Source organism: Rhodococcus sp. 4CII (assembly GCF_014256275.1).
In the GTDB taxonomy this organism is placed as follows: domain Bacteria; phylum Actinomycetota; class Actinomycetes; order Mycobacteriales; family Mycobacteriaceae; genus Rhodococcus_F; species Rhodococcus_F wratislaviensis_A.
On the sequence record NZ_JACCFE010000002.1, the window covers coordinates 3,831,146 to 3,848,650 of the forward strand.

Annotated in this window: 15 protein-coding genes; 6 read left to right on the top strand and 9 right to left on the bottom strand. The window is 68.7% G+C overall.

The features are described 5' to 3' along the window. Positions 1–7: 7 nt before the first annotated feature. Genes H0B43_RS18520 through H0B43_RS18535 form a run of 4 tightly spaced genes read right to left on the bottom strand, consistent with a single transcriptional unit; the run spans position 8 to position 3,743 of the window. Positions 8–328, bottom strand: a complete 321-nt coding sequence (locus H0B43_RS18520; RefSeq protein WP_185726598.1) for a metal-sensitive transcriptional regulator — start codon at positions 326–328, stop codon at positions 8–10. Then, positions 325–2,595 carry a cation-translocating P-type ATPase gene (locus H0B43_RS18525; protein ID WP_185729907.1) on the bottom strand — a complete coding sequence of 757 codons (2,271 nt, stop codon included), beginning with the start codon at positions 2,593–2,595 and terminating at the stop codon, positions 325–327. Before H0B43_RS18525 ends, H0B43_RS18520 begins: the two co-directional genes overlap by 4 nt. After that, positions 2,595–3,482, bottom strand: a complete 888-nt coding sequence (locus H0B43_RS18530; RefSeq protein ID WP_185726597.1) for a hypothetical protein — start codon at positions 3,480–3,482, stop codon at positions 2,595–2,597. Before H0B43_RS18530 ends, H0B43_RS18525 begins: the two co-directional genes overlap by 1 nt. Positions 3,483–3,536: 54 nt before the next feature. After that, positions 3,537–3,743: a heavy-metal-associated domain-containing protein gene (locus H0B43_RS18535; protein WP_185726596.1), complete on the bottom strand. Its 207-nt coding sequence runs from the start codon at positions 3,741–3,743 to the stop codon at positions 3,537–3,539. A 197-nt stretch (positions 3,744–3,940) separates the two neighbouring features. Between H0B43_RS18535 and H0B43_RS18540 the strand changes: the two genes are divergently transcribed. Continuing rightward, the gene (locus H0B43_RS18540) at positions 3,941–5,278 is read left to right on the top strand and encodes an amylo-alpha-1,6-glucosidase (protein ID WP_185726595.1); all 1,338 of its coding nucleotides are present in this window, start codon (positions 3,941–3,943) and stop codon (positions 5,276–5,278) included. On the opposite strand, the gene H0B43_RS18545 is transcribed toward H0B43_RS18540, so the two are convergent. From H0B43_RS18545 to H0B43_RS18560, 4 genes are all read right to left on the bottom strand, one after another. Further along, positions 5,275–6,963: an NAD(P)/FAD-dependent oxidoreductase gene (locus tag H0B43_RS18545; RefSeq protein ID WP_185726594.1), complete on the bottom strand. Its 1,689-nt coding sequence runs from the start codon at positions 6,961–6,963 to the stop codon at positions 5,275–5,277. The genes H0B43_RS18540 and H0B43_RS18545 overlap by 4 nt on opposite strands. Further along, positions 6,960–7,760, bottom strand: coding sequence for a carbon-nitrogen hydrolase family protein (locus H0B43_RS18550; protein ID WP_185726593.1), 801 nt, complete (start codon positions 7,758–7,760; stop codon positions 6,960–6,962). Before H0B43_RS18550 ends, H0B43_RS18545 begins: the two co-directional genes overlap by 4 nt. Further along, entirely contained in the window at positions 7,757–9,214 is a 1,458-nt protein-coding gene (locus H0B43_RS18555; protein WP_185726592.1) for an amino acid permease, read from the bottom strand. Before H0B43_RS18555 ends, H0B43_RS18550 begins: the two co-directional genes overlap by 4 nt. 93 nt (positions 9,215–9,307) lie before the next feature. After that, a complete protein-coding gene (locus H0B43_RS18560; protein WP_185726591.1) occupies positions 9,308–9,928 on the bottom strand; it encodes a helix-turn-helix domain-containing protein in 621 nt (206 codons plus the stop codon). A gap of 109 nt (positions 9,929–10,037) precedes the next feature. Here H0B43_RS18560 and speB point away from each other — a divergent pair, with 109 nt between their 5' ends. The 4 genes from speB to katG all read left to right on the top strand — a co-directional run bounded on the left by speB (position 10,038) and on the right by katG (position 14,764). Further along, positions 10,038–11,129, top strand: coding sequence for an agmatinase (gene speB, locus H0B43_RS18565; RefSeq protein WP_213015177.1), 1,092 nt, complete (start codon positions 10,038–10,040; stop codon positions 11,127–11,129). A gap of 47 nt (positions 11,130–11,176) precedes the next feature. Beyond that, positions 11,177–11,923, top strand: coding sequence for a glycoside hydrolase family 25 protein (locus H0B43_RS18570; protein ID WP_185726590.1), 747 nt, complete (start codon positions 11,177–11,179; stop codon positions 11,921–11,923). Between the two features lie 141 nt (positions 11,924–12,064). Next, positions 12,065–12,499, top strand: coding sequence for a Fur family transcriptional regulator (locus tag H0B43_RS18575; RefSeq protein ID WP_213015178.1), 435 nt, complete (start codon positions 12,065–12,067; stop codon positions 12,497–12,499). A gap of 36 nt (positions 12,500–12,535) precedes the next feature. Next, positions 12,536–14,764 (top strand): catalase/peroxidase HPI, encoded by a 2,229-nt coding sequence (gene katG, locus H0B43_RS18580; protein ID WP_185726588.1) that lies wholly within the window; start codon positions 12,536–12,538, stop codon positions 14,762–14,764. A 60-nt stretch (positions 14,765–14,824) separates the two neighbouring features. Here the strand turns inward: katG and H0B43_RS18585 are convergent, their stop codons facing one another. Beyond that, positions 14,825–15,997, bottom strand: coding sequence for an MFS transporter (locus H0B43_RS18585; protein ID WP_185726587.1), 1,173 nt, complete (start codon positions 15,995–15,997; stop codon positions 14,825–14,827). A gap of 142 nt (positions 15,998–16,139) precedes the next feature. On the opposite strand from H0B43_RS18585, the gene H0B43_RS18590 reads away from it, so the two are divergent. After that, entirely contained in the window at positions 16,140–17,501 is a 1,362-nt protein-coding gene (locus H0B43_RS18590) for an amidase (RefSeq protein WP_185726586.1), read from the top strand. Positions 17,502–17,505: the final 4 nt, after the last annotated feature.

Consider the following 17,505-nt stretch of genomic DNA (forward strand, 5'->3'; position numbering starts at 1 on the left):
GGCTCTCCTAGGAACGGACGAGACGCGCGATGGCGTCGGTGGCTTCCTTCACCTTGGCGTCGGCCTCGGGACCGCCGGCGACGGCGGCGTCGACGACGCAGTGGCTGATGTGGTCTTCGAGCAGTCCGAGCGCGACGGCCTGCAGCGCCTTTGTCATCGCGGACACCTGGGTGAGGATGTCGATGCAATACTTCTCGTCCTCGACCATCCGCTGCAGGCCCCGCGCCTGACCCTCGATGCGGCGTAATCGTTTGAGGTAGTCGTCCTTGGCGCTGATGTACCCGTGGCCCGCGGTGTGGTCCTGGTCGGTGTGCGGTTGCTCGGTCATGAGTGTTCCCCTCGGGTGGGAGTGGTCAGCGGCTGGAAGCGGCGCAGTCGCAGGCTGTTGCTCACGACGAACACCGAAGAGAATGCCATGGCGGCGCCGGCCAGCATGGGATTGAGCAGACCCGCCGCGGCCAGCGGCAGCGCCGCGACGTTGTAGGCGAACGCCCAGAACAGATTGCCCTTGATCGTGCTCAACGTCTTGCGCGACAATCGGATCGCGTCGGCCGCGGCCCGGAGGTCGCCGCGCACCAGCGTGAGGTCGCTGGCCTCGATGGCCACATCCGTGCCGGTGCCCATGGCGAGACCGAGATCGGCCTGCGCGAGCGCTGCGGCGTCGTTGACTCCGTCGCCGACCATCGCGACCACCTTGCCCTCGGCCTGCAGACGCGTGATCACGTCGACCTTGTCCTGGGGCAGCACCTCGGCGATCACCTCGCCGATGCCCACCTGATCGGCGATGGCGCGGGCCGCGGACTTGTTGTCGCCGGTGAGCATGATCGGGGTGAGACCGAGTTCGCGGAACTGCGACACCGCTTCCCGTGACGTCGGTTTGACGGTGTCGGCGACCACCAGGACGCCGCGCGCCGTGCCGTCCCAGCCGATCCCGACGGCCGTCTTGCCGTCCGCCTCGGCCGCGTCGACGACGCGCTGCAGTTCGGGGGTGAGGTGCAGCGACCAGTCGCGGAGCAGTCTTGCGCGGCCGATGACCACCGCGTGCTCGTCGATCATCCCCTGGACGCCGAGTCCCGCGACGTTGGTGAACTGGTCGACGTCGGGGAGCGTCGACAGCCGTTCGGTCGCGGCGCGGGTGATCGCCCGTGCGATGGGGTGTTCGGACGCGTGCTCGAGTGCGCCGGCGAACCGGAGAACCTGCTCCTCGTCCTGACCGTCGGCGGCGACCACGTCGTGCAGCGACATCGTGCCGGTGGTGACGGTTCCGGTCTTGTCGACCACCACGGTGTCGACGCGCCGGGTCGATTCCAGCACCTCGGGTCCCTTGATCAGGATGCCCAACTGCGCGCCGCGTCCCGTGCCCACCATGAGGGCGGTCGGGGTGGCGAGTCCGAGCGCACACGGGCACGCGATGATGAGGACGGCGACGGCGGCGGTGAACGCGGCCGCGACGGAACCGCCGGTGCCGATCCAGAAGCCGAGGGTCGCGACCGACAGTGCGATCACGATCGGGACGAAGATCCCGGAGATCCGGTCGGCGAGGCGTTGCACCTCGGCCTTGCCGGTCTGGGCGTCCTCGACCATCCACGCCATCTGCGCGAGTTGGGTGTCGGCTCCGATGCGGCTGGCGCGAACCACGATTCGGCCGCCGACGTTGACCGTGGCACCCGCGACCTCGGAGTCGGGCGACACCTCGACGGGCACGGATTCACCGGTCAGCATCGACGCGTCCACCGCCGACGAGCCTTCGACGACGACGCCGTCGGTCGCGATCTTCTCGCCGGGACGGACCACGAAGAGGTCGCCGACCTCGAGGCGGTCGATGTCGATCAGCTGTTCGGTGCCGTCCCGCAGCACCGACACGTCCTTGGCCCCCAGTTCGAGCAGCGCCCGCAGCGCCGCTCCCGCCCGGCGTTTGGCGCGGGCCTCGAAGTAGCGACCGGCGAGGATGAACGTGGTGACGCCTGCCGCGGCCTCCAGGTAGATGTTGCCGGTCCCGTCGACCCGCGCGATGGTCAGTTCGAAGGGGTGCGTCATGCCGGGCATGCCGGCGGTGCCCCAGAACAGTGCGTACAGCGACCAGCCGAACGCGGCCAGCGTGCCCATCGACACCAGCGTGTCCATGGTCGCGGTGCCGTGCCGAAGATTCGTCCAGGCGGCCTTGTGGAACGGCCACGCACCCCACACCACCACCGGGGCCGCGAGGGTGAGCGACAGCCACTGCCAGTTGGTGAACTGCAGTGCCGGGATCATCGCCATCGCGATGACCGGCACCGTCAGCACCGCCGACACGAGCAGCCGCTGCCGCAACTCCGCCGCCGGGTCCTCGTCCTCCGGGGCCGGGGGCTTCACCTCGGGCAGCCGGGCCGTGTATCCGGCCTGCTCCACCGTGGCGACGAGGTCCTCGGGCGAGACGTCGGCGGCGTCGTAGTGGACGCGGGCCTTCTCCGTCGCATAGTTGACGGTCGCGGTGACGCCGTCGAGTTTGTTCAGCTTGCGTTCGATGCGGTTGGCGCACGATGCGCAGGTCATGCCGCCGATGGCAAGTTCGATCTGGGAGTCGGGCGGTGCGGCGATGTCGGTCCCGCGGGTCATCATTTCACCTCCGGTGCGGCGGTCACGGTGAACTCGGCGGTGTGGACGGCACCGGCGTGCTGGAAGTCCAGGAACAGCCGGTAGTCGCCCGCGCTGGGTGCGGTGACCGCGAAGTCGATCCCCGGGCCCGCAGCGGTGACGCCGTCGCCGGGATGTCCGTCGGGGTGAACGTGCAGGTAGCCGAGGTCGGTGGTGCGCAGCGCCACCAGGTGGCCGTAAGCGCCGAGGTACGGCTGCAAATCGGTGACGGGCTGTCCGTCGCGGCTCACCGAGAGGGCCACGTTCGACGTCTCTCCCGGGCGGAGCGTGCCGTCGAGTGCCACGGTGTAACCGTCCACAGTGGCGGTCGGTGTGGGTGCAGGCGTTGGCTGCGGATCGTACGTGCCCGCGACCCGCAGGTCGGTGCCCAGGGTGAGCCCCTCTCCGCCGGCCGGGGTGAAGTCCGCGAACACGCGGTAGTCGCCGCCGCGGGCGACGTCGAGGGGGACGGTCCAGGTGCCGGCCGCGTCGAGCGTGGGGTGCACGTGCTGGAAGCCGGCGAGATCCCGGCGCACGACGATCAGGTGCAGCGGCTTTTCGTGCTCGACCGTGTACTCCGTGACGGGTACCCCCGACGGGTCCGTGATCCGGAACTGCACCGGGACCGCGGGGCCGGCGGTGACCTGGTCGGCGGCGAGTTCGAGGGTGTAGCCGTCCGCGGTGGGCGTCAGTCCGCCCGGGGTCGGGTCGGCGGCGGCGTGACCTGCCGCTCCGTGCCCGTCGTCGCCGGTCGAGTGCGCGGCGGGCTCGGCGACGTCCGGGCCGGCGACCGACCCGAGCGCGAGCGCGGCGCCGAAGATCACGACCAGACCGACGGTGAATCCGGCGAACTTGCCGGTTGCGTTCATGGTGGGCTCCTGTGGTGGAGTGCCGGCTCAGCCGGCGGTGCTGGAGTTGCCGGCTCAGCCGGCGACCGAGTACCCGGCTTCTTCGACGGCACCCTCGACGGCGCTCGGATCGAGGTCGGTGGTGCTGTCTATGACGACCGTGCCGGTGGCCAGGTCGACGTCCACGGAGGTGACGCCGGGGAGGGCGCTGATCTCCTCGGTGACCGAGGACACGCAGTGATTGCAGGTCATGCCGGTCACGGTGACTCTGGAGGTGCTCACGGTTCTGCCTCTCTTCGGGGTAACGATTCCGTCTTCAATAACTACCATACCCCCCTACCGTATTTCCGCAATCCGCCGGCTGTCGGAACTGTCGCCGATGCGCAACTCGCGGCCGACGCCGACGCCGACGCCGTGCGGATTCGCGGGTCGACCCCGTCCGACGAGCGATGTGGGCCGACCCGCAGCAGAATGGTGCAATGGCGGACCGCGGATTCACCCCGACACAGCTCGCGGCACGTGCCGCGTACCTGCTTCGCGGCAACGACCTCGGCACCATGACGAGCGCCGCGCCGCGCCTCTACCCGCACATGTGGAGCTGGGACGCCGCGTTCGTCGCGGTCGGGCTGGCACCGCTGAGCGTCGAACGAGCCGTCGTCGAACTCGATACCCTGCTGTCGGCGCAGTGGAAGAACGGGATGATCCCGCACATCGTCTTCGCCAACGGCGTCGACGGATACTTCCCGGGGCCCGCCCGGTGGGAGTGCGGGACCCTCGCGGCGCACGCGCCCAGCGGAACGCAGACGTCGGGCATCACCCAACCCCCGGTGCACGCCATCGCCGTGCAGCGCATCCTCGACCACTCACGCAGGCACGGTCGCAGCACCCGCGCCGTCGCCGAGGAGTTCCTCGACCGCCGCTGGCCCGACCTCGTGCGCTGGCACCGCTGGCTGGCCAACGCCCGCGACCTCGACGGCAACGGCCGGATCGCGCTGTACCACGGCTGGGAGTCCGGCATGGACAACTCGCCGCGCTGGGACCACTCGTACGCCAACGTCGTGGCCGGGACGATACCCACCTATCTGCGCGAAGACCTGTCCCACGTCGCCGACACGGGGCAGCGGCCGTCGAACGGCGAATACGACCGTTACCTGTGGCTGCTCGAGGAGATGAAGAACGTCCGCTACGACGACGCGGAACTGGCCACCGCCATGAGCTTCGCCGTGGAGGACGTGTTCGTCAGCGCCGTGTTCTCGATGGCGTGCGAGGTGCTCGCGACCATCGGTGAGGAACACTCGATGCCGAACGCGGACGTCCGGGACCTGCACGGGTGGGCGGCTCGGTTCCGGCAGGGTGTTCTCACGACCACCGACGAACGGTCCGGGGCGGCACGCGATTTCGATCTGCGCAGCGGCCGGTGGATTTCCACCGACACCCTCGCGATGTTCTCGCCCCTGCTGTGCGGCGGCCTCAGCCGCGACGCCGAACGCGCCCTGCTCCGCACATTCGAGGGCCCGAAGTTCTGCGGCCACCCCGACCTCCGGTACGCCGTGCCGCCGTCGACGTCGCCGGTGTCGGGCGACTTCCGTCCGCGCGAGTACTGGCGCGGTCCGGTGTGGCCGGTGATGACGTGGCTGTTCTCCTGGGCCTTCGCCCGGCGCGGATGGGCCGAGCGCGCGCACCTGCTGCGGTCCGAGGGACTGCGGCAGGCCAGCGACGGCAGCTTCGCCGAGTACTACGAACCCTTCACCGGCCAGCCCCTCGGCAGCATGCAGCAGTCGTGGACGGCCGCCGCGGTTCTGGACTGGCTCGGCTAGTCGCAGAGGCGGATCGGACCGAGGTCGGCGTACCGGTCGCCCGGGCCGGGGTTGTCGGCCGGGGCGGCGCCGCCGAGATGGTGCATCACGCCCCACACGGCGTTGAGCGCGGTCTGCACGGCCCCCTCCGCCCAGCCCGCGGTCCAGGAGATGTCGTCGCCGGCGAGGAAGATTCCGCGGTGCCGCGGGTCGAGTTCGTCCTGCACGAAATGGCTGAACAGCCGTTCCTGATACCGGTAGTGGCCGGGGAGGTTCGCCTTGAACGCACCCATGAAGTCGCGTTCGGTCTCCCACGACAGCGTCACCGGAGTGGAAATGACGTGGCTGCGGAAGTCCACACCCGGGTAGATCTCCTCGAGCGACTTGATCATCAGGTTCATCCGCTCGGTCGCGTCGAGCGGAAGGAGTTTGAGCGAATCGTCGGACCACGTGTAGGACAGGCAGATCAGACCGGGTTTGTCGTCACCGTGGTCGAGGAGGTAGGTGCCGCGGCTCATCCGGTCCGTCAGGGTCATGCTGACGAGGTCGCGACCGGTCTCGGGATCCTTGTCCTTCCAGAACGGGCGGTCGACGAGGGCGAACACCTTCGTCGAACCCATGTAATGGGTGCGCTCGATGGCGGTCCAGTGGTCGATCGGGAACAGGTCGTCGTCGCAGTGAATGTTGTTGAGCAGCATCCAACTCTGCGCGGTGAACACCGCCGCCGGGTAGGTGCGGATATCGCCGGACGAGTCGGTGACCGTGAACCGGTGCGGTGCCGTCCTGCGGACCTCGGTGACCCGCGGCCGGGTGCTCCCGCCGTTCAGCGCGGACACCGACGTGCCGTCGGGCCAGTGCGCCATCCCGGACGGGGTGTCCGTCCACAGGCGCAGCGGCAGTTGCTGCGATCCTCCGACGATGCCGCGGTGGTGGTCGTCGGCGGCGGTGATCACGACGCGCAGGATCTCGAGGATCGAGTTGGGGAAGTCGGTGTCCCAGCCGCCCGTTCCGAAACCGACCTGCCCGAACACTTCCCGGTGCCGGAACGACGCGAAGTGCTTGGACGAGGCGAGGAAACCGTAGAACGTCTGATCGTCCAGCCGGACCACGAGGTCGTTCCAGATCCGCTTGAGTTCGGCAGTGTCGCGGTCGCGGATCGCCTGCTGCAGCGGGATCAGTTCGGCGTGGTCCTCGAGCGTGCGCTGCCAGGCGTCGGAGACCTCCCGGAACACGGGCGGCAGGTCGTCGAGGTGCTGCGCGTAGTAGCTTTCGCCCTTGAGGTCGATGACCGTGCTGGGGGTGGCGTCGGCGAGCGGGTTCGGGAACGCCTCCGTTCGCAGCCCCATGGCGTCGAGGTAGTGGAACAGCGTGGTCGACGACGGTGGGAACCGCATCGCGCCCATCTCCGCCACCACCTCGGGGTGCCCGTCGAACGGCTGCGACCGCATCCGGCCGCCGATCTGATCGGCTTCGTAGACAACCGGTTTGAGTCCGAGCTTCATCAGTTCGTACGCGGTGACCATCCCGGACAGTCCGCCGCCGATCACCGCTACCTCGGTGCCGTGGCGGTCGGCGGGCACGGCACCGAGGCCGGAACGGTGCGCGACGTAGTCGTCGTAGGCGAACGGGAAGTCGGGTCCGAACATCGTCAGCGGCGGGACGTCCGTGTCCGCGGCGGTGCTGTCCGGGGTGACGGGGATCGTCATGAAGTCTTCTCCTGCAGGAAGGGGTAGAGGTCGACGCGCCGGTCGTCGAGATGGGTGTTCTCGCGGCGGGATCGGTGGAGGTCGGCCACGTCGAGATCGACGATCGCCAGTTCCTCGTGGCGGCCGGACCGGGCGAGTTCGGTGCCGTCGGGTGCGATCGCGCAACTGGACCCGCAGTAGTCGAGGTCGGCTTCGGTGCCGCACCGGTTGACGTACGTGACGAACAGCTGGCTCTCGTACGCCCGCGTGGGGACGACGGTCTCGGCGATGAATTCGTACGGGCTCATCAGGCCGGTGGGGACGATCAGCCATTGGGTGCCGCGGTCGGCATGTGCGCGAACGGCTTCCGGGAACTCGACGTCGTAACAGATCAGGATTCCGCACCGGATGCCGTCGTGATCGAACTGGACCACCAATTCGTCACCGGCGGCGAAGTGGGTGCGGTCGAGTTCGCCGAACAGGTGCGTCTTGCGATAGTTCGCCGCCGACGTTCCGGACGAATCCACCGCCTGCACACTGTTGTAGACGACGTCCCCGTCCGACTCGGGGTAGCCGTAGACGACGGCGATCCCCGACTCGCGCGCGATCTCCGCGACCCGTGTCGCGATCGGTCCGTCGGCGGATTCGGCGCGCTCCGCGACGAGTGTTCCGATGTTGTAGCCGGTGGCCGACATTTCGGGGCAGATCAGGATGGACGCCCCGGCGGCCGCCGCCGTCTGCGCGGCGGAGGCGATGGCGGCGAGGTTCGCCGCGACGTCGAAGGACAGTTCGGGACCTTGGAAGAGTGCTGCCCTCACGGTGCCGTCACCTTTTCGGGGCTGTTGCGGAGTTCGGACTTGCGGACGCCGTACGCGAAGTAGATGGCGAGCCCCACCACCATCCACAGCGCGAAGGCCACCCACGTCGAGACGCCGAGGCCGAACAGCAGCAGCGCGCAGAACACGACGCCGAGGACGGGCATCAGCGGGAACAGTGGGGTCCGGAAGCTGCGGTGCAGGTCGGGGTGCCGGCGGCGCAGGATGATGACGGCAATGTTGACGAGCATGAACGCGAACAGCGAGCCGATGCTCGTCGCGTCGGCCAGTTCGCCCAGCGGAACGAATCCCGCGAGCGCAGACACGAGACCGCCGACGACCACGATGTTGACGACGGGTACCCGGGTGCGCGGGTTGACGCGGGAGAATACCCGCGGCACGAGGCCGTCGAGCGACATCGCGTAGAGGATCCGGGTCTGTCCGTACATCACGGCGAGGACGACGCTCGCGATGGCGATGACGGCGCCCGCGGACAGGAGGACGGCCGGCCACGTGCTGGTGGTGGCGGCGTCGAGGATGGTCGCGAGTGCCGCGCCCTCGCCCGCGATGTCCTGCCACGGCATCGCGCCGACGGCGGCGATCGCGACCAGGCAGTAGAGGATCGTGACGATCAGGAGCGAGAGGATGATGGCCCGGGGAAGGTCACGCTTGGCGTTCTTCGCCTCGTCGCCCGCGGTCGATGCGGCGTCGAATCCGATGTAGGCGAAGAACACCTGGGATGCTGCGGCCGTCACGCCCGCCGCGCCCAGGGGCATGAACGGTGCGAAGTTTCCGGCCCGGAACGCGGTGAACGCGACCGCGCAGAAGAAGACGAGCACGAGGATCTTCAGTGCGACCATGATCGTGTTCACCACGGCGCTCTCGGACGCGCCGCGGGTCAGCAGTACCACCGCGACGAGCACGATGACGATGGCAGGCACGTTGACGACGCCGCCCGCTCCCGGTGATTCGCTGATCGCGGTGGGGAGTGCGATGCCGAACATGCCCTGCAGCAGTTCGTTGATGTATTCACCCCAGCCGACGGCGACGGCCGCGACCGAGACGCCGTACTCGAGCATCAGGCACCAGCCGCAGATCCAGGCGAACAGTTCGCCCATCGTCGCGTAGGTGTACGAGTACGAACTGCCCGAGACGGGAATGCTGCCGGCGAGCTCCGCGTAGGAGAGGGCGGAGAACAGCGCGGTGAACGCGGCGAGCACGAATGCCAGGACCACGGCGGGGCCTGCCTTGGGTGTGGCCTCGCCGAGGATGACGAAGATGCCCGTCCCCAGCGACGCGCCGATGCTCAGCGCGGTGAGGTGCACCAGGCCCATGGACCGTTTGAGTCCGTGGCCGGGTTCCTGGTCGTTGCGCGCCACGATCGCCTCGACCGATTTGCGAGCACGCAGCGCGCCGGCCAGCCCCGGCGGGCGCGGAGAAATCTTGGTGATGTCCAACTTTTATCTCCTGAGCGGTGGAGTGACGCAGACAACAATGACCGCGGGAGCCGTGACTGTCAACACATGTTTCCTAAACCGCAGGGTTGTTTCCTATCGGGACGTGGGCCGGACGTCGTCCGGGAGTGCGGGGGCGAGAATCCACAGGACGGTCGCGGTCTCGTCGCCGAGCGCGCGGAAGCTGTGCGGCAGCTGCGGCGAGAAGGTGAAGGCGTCCCCGGTCGCGAGCGTCACGTCCTCCCCGGCCCCCGCGCCGTTGAAGGAAATGCCGATCCGGCCCGAGACGATGTAGACGAATGCGACGTCGACGGGCAGTTCGTACGTCTCGGAGCCGCTGCCGCCGCCGGGTTCGATCCGGCTCAGGAGCGACTGGATGCGGCGCTCGCCGAACGGGGTGAGCAGAAACTCGGTCATGCGCTCCCCGCCGAAGCTGATCGGCGGATACGCGTCGGCACGGACCACCTCACCTGCGGCGGAGTTCTCGAACAACGATCCGACGGGGATGTTCAGGGCGGTGCAGATCCGCACGAGCGTGGCCACCGACGCGCTCGCATGGTCCCGTTCGATCTTCGACAGGTAGCCCTTGGTGATGCCGCAGCCGGCGGCCAGTTCGTCGAGGGTGAGGCGCTGAGCCTGCCGGGCCGCCTTCAGTCGGGGGCCGATCCTGGGTGCGTCGACGCCCGACGGACCTTCGGTTGCGAGCTCGTTCGCCATGCATCGATCCTTCGTTGTGTCTCGTATAGGAAACAAGTGTTGACAAGAATGCGTTCCAAGGAAACGATACGACGACGCCACGTCTCCGGCACACACCGAAGGATTTCCGATGACCAATGACGAAATACAGGGCCCAATCGACGCGTCCCGCATCCAAGGCCCAATCGACGCGTCCCGCATCCAAGGCCCAATCGACGCGTCCCGCATCCAAGGCCCCGTCGACGCGACCCGCACCCCGCGCTACGCCGAGCCCAGCACGTTCGCCCGACTCCCCCGGCTCGACGAGGTGTCCCGCGCCGACGTCACGGTGATGGGCGTCCCGTTCGACTCCGGCGTCAGCTACCGCCCCGGCGCGCGATTCGGTCCGGGCCACATCCGTGCGTCGTCGAAGCTCCTGCGTCCGTACAACCCGGCCCTGGACGTGCATCCCTTCGCGGCGCAGCAGGTCGCCGACTTCGGCGACATCGGCGTCAACCCGTTCGACATCCAGGAGGCGCTGGCCACCGTCGACGGCGCCGTCACCGACCTCCGCAAGGACGGCTCGACCGTGCTGACGCTCGGCGGCGACCACACCATCGCCCTGCCGATCCTGCGGTCCCTCGCCCGCGACCACGGTCCGATCGCCGTCCTGCACTTCGACGCGCACCTCGACACGTGGGACACCTACTTCGGCGCCCCCTTCACGCACGGCACCCCGTTCCGGCGGGCCAGCGAGGAGGGACTGATCGACCTCGAGCGTTCGCAGCACATCGGCATCCGCGGCCCGCTGTACAGCAAGAAGGACCTCGAGGACGACGCCGTTCTCGGCTTCCAGGTGATCCGCTCCGACGACTACGAGGTGGACGGCGTCGCCAGCATCGTCGAACGGATGCGCCGACGGCTCGACGGCGGTCCGGTCTACGTGTCGGTGGACATCGACGTCCTCGATCCCGCGCACGCACCGGGCACCGGAACACCCGAGGCCGGCGGCATGACGTCCCGCGAACTGCTGAACACGCTGCGCGGACTCGTCGGCCTGAACGTGGTCGGTGCCGACATCGTGGAGGTCGCGCCCGCGTACGACCACGCCGAGATCACCGGCATCGCGGCGGCGCACGTCGCGTACGAGTTGCTGTCGGTGCTCGCGATCAACGCATCGACGGCGCCGGGACGGGCCGCCCGCGGCGAGGCGCTCCGGCAGGCGGCGTATGTGACGAAGTGATTCCCATTGGCGCGTGGGGGCGGGGGGAAGGCACTACCCTCGGGCGCATGGCTATCGGGGTGAAGGTCCGAAGGTTCTCCAAGATCGCACCACTACTGCTCGCCGGAGCGCTCGCCGCCGTGTTGCCGGGGAATGCCGCGGCCGAACCCGTCCGAGGTCCGGACGTGGCGTCGTGGCAACACCCGGGAGGGTCGCCGATCGACTGGTTCGCCGTCCGCAACGCCGGCCACGACTTCTCGATGGTCAAGGCGACCGAGAGCCTGAACTACGTCAATCCGTACTTCGTGCAGGACTGCCTCGCCATGCGGGTGGCCGGGGTCGCGCGGGGCGCGTACCACTACGCCGACCCCGCGCAGTCGCCCGAGGCGCAGGCCACGTTCTACTCGACGGTGGTGCTGGGCATCAACGGTCCCGGCGACCTGCCGCCCGTTCTCGATCTGGAAGTGTCCAACGGATTGCCGCCCGCGGCCCTGATCGACTGGACGCACCGTTACCTGAACACGGTCCAATCGCTCACGGGACGTCAGCCGATCATCTACACCTACCCGACCTTCTGGCGGACGGCGATGGCGAACACCACCGAGTTCGCGGGATACCCGCTGTGGATCGCCGACTACAACGGTCGGAACGTCCCCGGTCCGCTGCCCGGCGGCTGGGGCAACTGGACGTTCTGGCAGTACACCAGCACCGGGCGCATCCCGGGAGTCAACGGCGACGTCGACCTCAACGTCTACAGCGGGGCGCAGGGCGACTTCGCGCGGTACTCCAACAGCGCGTCCCCGTTCGGCAGCTGACCCTGCCTGCGGCGCCGAAAGTCGGGCCGAATCGGGTCTCCCGGTGTGCACTTCAGGCGAATAATCTGGGGCTGCGACATTAATTTTCGCAAAGTCTGGGTTCAGTCCAGAAAAGTAAGTCATAGTGGGTGAGTGCCGTCGATGCCGGATTACGCAGAGCTGCTGCGTGGTGCTGAACTTCGCGTGACCCGCCCCAGGGTCGCGGTGCTGGAGGCGGTGCATGCACGTCCGCACGCCGATACCGAGACGATCTTCGGGGCAGTACGCACGGTCCTGGAGGGGGTCTCCCGACAGGCCGTGTACGACGTGCTGCACGCCGTGACCGCCGCGGGGCTCGTGCGCCGGATTCAGCCACCCGGGTCCGTTGCCCGCTACGAGTCGCGAGTCGGCGACAACCACCACCACGTCATCTGCCGGTCCTGCGGGGCCATCGCCGACGTCGACTGCGCCGTCGGCGAGGCGCCCTGCCTGACACCGTCCGACGACAGCGGTTTCGTCGTCGACGAGGCGGAGGTCGTGTACTGGGGCCGTTGTCCCGACTGCTCCACGTCACATACGTCCCGATTATCCCAATGACCACAGCCCGATTCGCTCACTCTTGGAAGGAATGCTGTGTCCGATAGCTGCCCGGTCGCTCATGAGGGAAAGTCTCAGAGCACCAGTGAAAGTGAAAACCCCGCAATCCCGTCGCCCACTGCCAAGGAGCATCGGCCGAGTACCAACCGCGACTGGTGGCCGAACCAGCCGGATCTGTCGGTGCTGCACGCCCACTCGTCCAAGTCGAACCCGATGGGCGAAAACTTCGACTACGCCGAAGAGTTCGCGAAGCTCGACGTCGAGGCGCTCAAGCGTGACGTCATCGCGTTGATGACGGCTTCGCAGGACTGGTGGCCGGCTGACTACGGCCACTACGGCGGTCTGTTCATCCGGATGAGCTGGCACGCCGCGGGCACGTACCGCATCGCCGACGGTCGCGGCGGCGGCGGCCAGGGCGCCCAGCGCTTCGCCCCGCTCAACAGCTGGCCCGACAACGCGAACCTCGACAAGGCCCGTCGCTTGCTGTGGCCCGTGAAGCAGAAGTACGGCAAGCAGATCTCCTGGGCCGACCTCCTCGTCTTCGCCGGCAACTGCGCCCTCGAGTCGATGGGCTTCAAGACGTTCGGATTCGGCTTCGGTCGTGAGGACATCTGGGAGCCCGAGGAGATCTACTGGGGTCCTGAGGACACCTGGCTCGGCGACGAGCGCTACAGCGGCGACCGCGAACTCTCGGGTCCGCTCGGCGCCGTGCAGATGGGCCTCATCTACGTGAACCCGGAGGGACCGAACGGCCAGCCGGATCCGCTGGCAGCCGCCCGCGACATCCGGGAGACGTTCGCCCGCATGGCGATGAACGACGTGGAGACCGCGGCGCTGATCGCCGGTGGACACACGTTCGGCAAGACACACGGCGCAGGCGACGCCGACCTGGTCGGTCCCGAACCGGAAGCCGCCCCGATCGAGCAGCAGGGCCTGGGCTGGAAGAGCGCCTTCGGCACCGGCGTCGGCAAGGACGCGATCACCAGTGGTCTCGAGGTCGTGTGGACGCCCACTCCGACCAAGTGGGACAACAGCTTCCTCGAGGTGCTGTACGGCTACGAGTGGGAGCTGACCAAGAGCCCCGCCGGTGCCTGGCAGTGGACCGCGAAGGACGGCGCGGGCGCGGGCACCATTCCCGACCCGTTCGACTCGTCGGCGGGACGCGCCCCGACGATGCTGACCACGGATCTGTCGCTACGCGTCGACCCGGCCTACGAGAAGATCACCCGGCGGTGGCTCGACCACCCGGAGGAGTTCGCCGAGGAGTTCGCCAAGGCGTGGTACAAGCTGCTGCACCGCGACATGGGACCCGTCACGCGCTACCTCGGCCCGTGGGTGCCCGAGGCGCAGCTGTGGCAGGACCCCGTTCCCGCCGCCGATCAGAAGCTGATCGGTGACACGGAGATCGCCGCTCTCAAGAGCAAGATCCTCGACTCGGGGCTGTCCATCTCCCAGCTGGTGTCCACCGCCTGGGCGTCGGCGGCCAGCTTCCGCGGCACCGACATGCGTGGCGGCGCCAACGGAGCGCGTATCCGCCTTGCGCCGCAGAAGGATTGGGAGGTGAACAACCCGGCCGAGCTGTCCACGGTGCTGCAGACCCTGGAACAGATCCAGCAGGACTTCAACTCCTCGCAGTCCGGTGGGGTGTCGGTCTCCCTCGCCGACCTGATCGTCCTCGCCGGAACCGCGGCGGTCGAGAAGGCGGCGAAGAATGCCGGACAGGACGTCACGGTCCCGTTCACGCCGGGGCGCACGGATGCCACCCAGGAGCAGACCGACGTGGAATCGTTCGCGGTGCTCGAACCGCGCGCCGACGGCTTCCGCAACTATCTCCGCGCCGGAGAGAAGTTGCCCGCCGAGGCGCTCCTCGTCGATCGCGCCTACCTGCTGACGCTGACCGCCCCGGAGATGACGGTCCTCGTCGGCGGCCTGCGGGCCCTGGGCGCCAACTACGGACAGACCAAGCACGGCGTCTTCACCGACAAGTCCGAGGCGCTGACGAACGACTTCTTCGTCAACCTGCTCGACATGGGCACGGAGTGGAAGGGATCGGACTCGGCCGAGAACGTCTACGAAGGCAACGACCGTGCCACCGGCAAGGCCAAGTGGACGGCCACCGCCGTCGACCTCGTCTTCGGATCGAACTCGCAACTGCGCAGTCTCGCCGAGGTTTACGCCACCGACGACGCGAAGGGGAAGTTCGTGCAGGACTTCGCGGACGCGTGGGTCAAGGTGATGAACCTCGACCGGTTCGACATCGCCTGATCGTCTCCACCCACGACACCTCGCGAGCTCCCACTCGCGGGGTGTCGTGCTGTCTGCCGGTCATGCGCGGGTGAGGTGCCGATCCTTCGCCTTCCGCCCGACTCCGACGGATACCAGCATGAGCAGTGCGGCCCCGAGAAAGCAGATGGCGTAGCCGAGGTGCGGTGCGAGCACCGAGATGACGAAGGGGACCGCGAAGCCGATGTAGATGAGGCAGTAGAAGACCGCCACGGTCTGTGCGAGTTCGTCTGCCGGCGCCAGATTTTCGACGGACGCGAGACCGGAGCCGAGCAGGATGCCGTAGCAGGATCCGAGGAGGAATGCCGCCACGACGATCGCGGCGACAGCCAGCGCGCCGTGCGTGTACGCGACGACGGTCGCGGCGCCGAATCCCAGCACTCCGAGGGTGATGCCGACGCCGATGCCGGTGGCGTCGTCCTGCTGCGACCACCGTTTGGCCCACGGCTGGATCACCGCGCCGGTGAGCAGTGTCAGCGCCGCGACGAGACCGGTGAATGCCACCGAGGTGGAGCGCAGCGACTCGGACACCAGCGGAGGAAGGGTTGCGAACGATACGGTCGCGACGCCGAACACCCACGGCGCCCAGGGCGCGATGCCCCAGCGGAATTGCCGGGTCGACAGCGCGGACAGCGATTTCGCGGAGCCGCTCGTGGCGCGGCCCCGCGCATCAGGCACCGACCACACCATCGCCAGCGCGCCGATCATCAACGCGATGTGCACCAGGTACGGGAGCAGTTCGGGGGCGGGCAGCCACTGTGCGATCACACCGGCGAACAGGGCTCCGCAGCCGAATCCGGCGGACAACGACACGGCGGCGCGGCGCGCCCCCGCCCCGGCCGGAGCGTCGGTGCTGAGTTCCTTCATCCAGGCGGTGCCTGCGCCGAACGCCATGCCGGAGGCGAGCCCGGCCAGCACCCGTCCCAGATACAGCAGGTCGGGGACGGCGGCGCCCGCGATCAGGACGAGCGACGAGACGATGCCGACGGGAATCATGGGGCGGACCACCGCCCGCCGGCCGAACCGGTCGGACACACGCCCGAAGTACAGCAGGGCGGGGATCAACCCGACCACGTACGAGGCGAGCATCGCGGTGAACGAGCCGTTTCCGAGACCGAGATGCTCACGGTAGACGAGCTGCATCGGTGCGAACTGGTTGGCACCCCAACTGACCGCGAACATCGCGGCGGCGAGGCGGACCCACGGCGAGAGCATCACCCGATCCTCCCAGAGCCCGTAGCGCGGCGAAGTATCAACTATTCACAGCCCGGGCCCCTCATTCCTGTGCAGACTGGCCGTGTGCGTCGGGTTCGGGGACCACTAGCGTCGACCCTCGAGCACGAGCCGAGGAGGACATGTGTGGGGTAACGACGGCGGCTGGGTCGGCTCGGACGCGCATGCGATCGCCCGCGCCGTGACGAACCGCGAAGTGTCCGCGAGCGAGGTGCTGGCTGACCACCTGGCGCACATCAAGGCCCGGAACCCGGAGCTGAACGCGCTGGTCACGGTCGCCGAGGATCAGGCGATCCACGCAGCCGACGACCTCGACAGCCGCATCGGCAGAGGTGAGGACGTCGGTCCGCTGGCCGGGGTCCCGTTCACGGTGAAGGACCTGATCGCGACCGCCGGCGTTCGGACGACGGCGGGATCGCGCGCGCTCGAACACAACGTGCCGCGCGTCGACGCCCCCGCGGTGGCCGCGATGAGGGCGGCCGGCGCCATTCTCGTCGGCAAGACGAACACCCCCGAGTTCGGGGCGAGCGGCCTCACCCACAACGACCTCTTCGGGTACACCGTGAACCCGCTCCGGCCCGACGGTGTTCCCCGCTCCCCCGGCGGGTCGAGCGGCGGCGAGGCGGCGGCGATCGCCTCCGGGATGAGTGTCGTGGGGCTCGGCACCGATTTCGGTGGCTCGGTGCGCTGGCCCGCCCACTGCACGGGACTGCGTTCCGTGCGCCCGACGATCGGCCGGGTGGACCCGGACGGCCAGTATCCCGGCGTTCCGTCGGGGGAGCATCTGCTGACCAATCCGGCGACGATGCACGGCACGCTGCAGACGATCGGCCCCATGGCGCGGACCCTGGACGACGCGGCACTCGTGCTGCGGGTGCTCTCGTCCCGGCAGTACCGCTGGACCGATCCGCGCTCGGTGGACCACTCCCGCCTCGACATTACGTGGGCGCCCGGCGAGGGAACCGTCCCCGTCGACGAAGAGATCGTCTCCGCCGTCGCCGGTGCCGCCGACGGGCTCGGTGCCCGCGCGTACCGGGGTGCGGCACTGGCGGAGGGCAACGCGTTGTTCGGGAGGTTGCGGTCGGTCGAAACCCACACCGACATCGAGGAACTCGGCACCGGTTTCGGGGCGAACGTCGCCACGATGCTCGCCGACGTGCAGGACGTGGACCGCCGTCTGGTGGAACGGCTCTGGGCGCAGCGGTCGGAACTCGTGCATCGCCTGCTCGGCGAGATGGGCGACGTCCTCGTCCTGCCCGTCGCCTCGATCCCGGCGCCGCCGCTCGGGGACGAACTGTTCGACGTCGGTGGGCAGTCGCTCACGTGGGCGCAGGCGCTGGCGAGTTGCCGCGCGATCAGCGTCACGGGACTGCCGTCCGTCGTGGTCCCGGTGGGAAACACGAAGTCCGGGTTGCCGATCGGCGTGCAGATCGTCGCGCGCCCGTGGTGCGAGCACGTCGCACTGGCCGTGGCTGCCCAGTTGTAGGCGG

Bases quoted from the DNA above. Each gene is read 5' to 3' on its own strand.
- H0B43_RS18520 (WP_185726598.1), bottom strand. From the start codon at position 328: ATGACCGAGCAACCGCACACCGACCAGGACCACACCGCGGGCCACGGG.
- H0B43_RS18525 (WP_185729907.1), bottom strand. From the start codon at position 2,595: ATGACCCGCGGGACCGACATCGCCGCACCGCCCGACTCCCAGATCGAA.
- H0B43_RS18530 (WP_185726597.1), bottom strand. From the start codon at position 3,482: ATGAACGCAACCGGCAAGTTCGCCGGATTCACCGTCGGTCTGGTCGTG.
- H0B43_RS18540 (WP_185726595.1), top strand. From the start codon at position 3,941: ATGGCGGACCGCGGATTCACCCCGACACAGCTCGCGGCACGTGCCGCG.
- H0B43_RS18545 (WP_185726594.1), bottom strand. From the start codon at position 6,963: ATGACGATCCCCGTCACCCCGGACAGCACCGCCGCGGACACGGACGTC.
- H0B43_RS18560 (WP_185726591.1), bottom strand. From the start codon at position 9,928: ATGGCGAACGAGCTCGCAACCGAAGGTCCGTCGGGCGTCGACGCACCC.
- speB (WP_213015177.1), top strand. From the start codon at position 10,038: ATGACCAATGACGAAATACAGGGCCCAATCGACGCGTCCCGCATCCAA.
- H0B43_RS18570 (WP_185726590.1), top strand. From the start codon at position 11,177: ATGGCTATCGGGGTGAAGGTCCGAAGGTTCTCCAAGATCGCACCACTA.
- H0B43_RS18575 (WP_213015178.1), top strand. From the start codon at position 12,065: ATGCCGGATTACGCAGAGCTGCTGCGTGGTGCTGAACTTCGCGTGACC.
- H0B43_RS18585 (WP_185726587.1), bottom strand. From the start codon at position 15,997: ATGCTCTCGCCGTGGGTCCGCCTCGCCGCCGCGATGTTCGCGGTCAGT.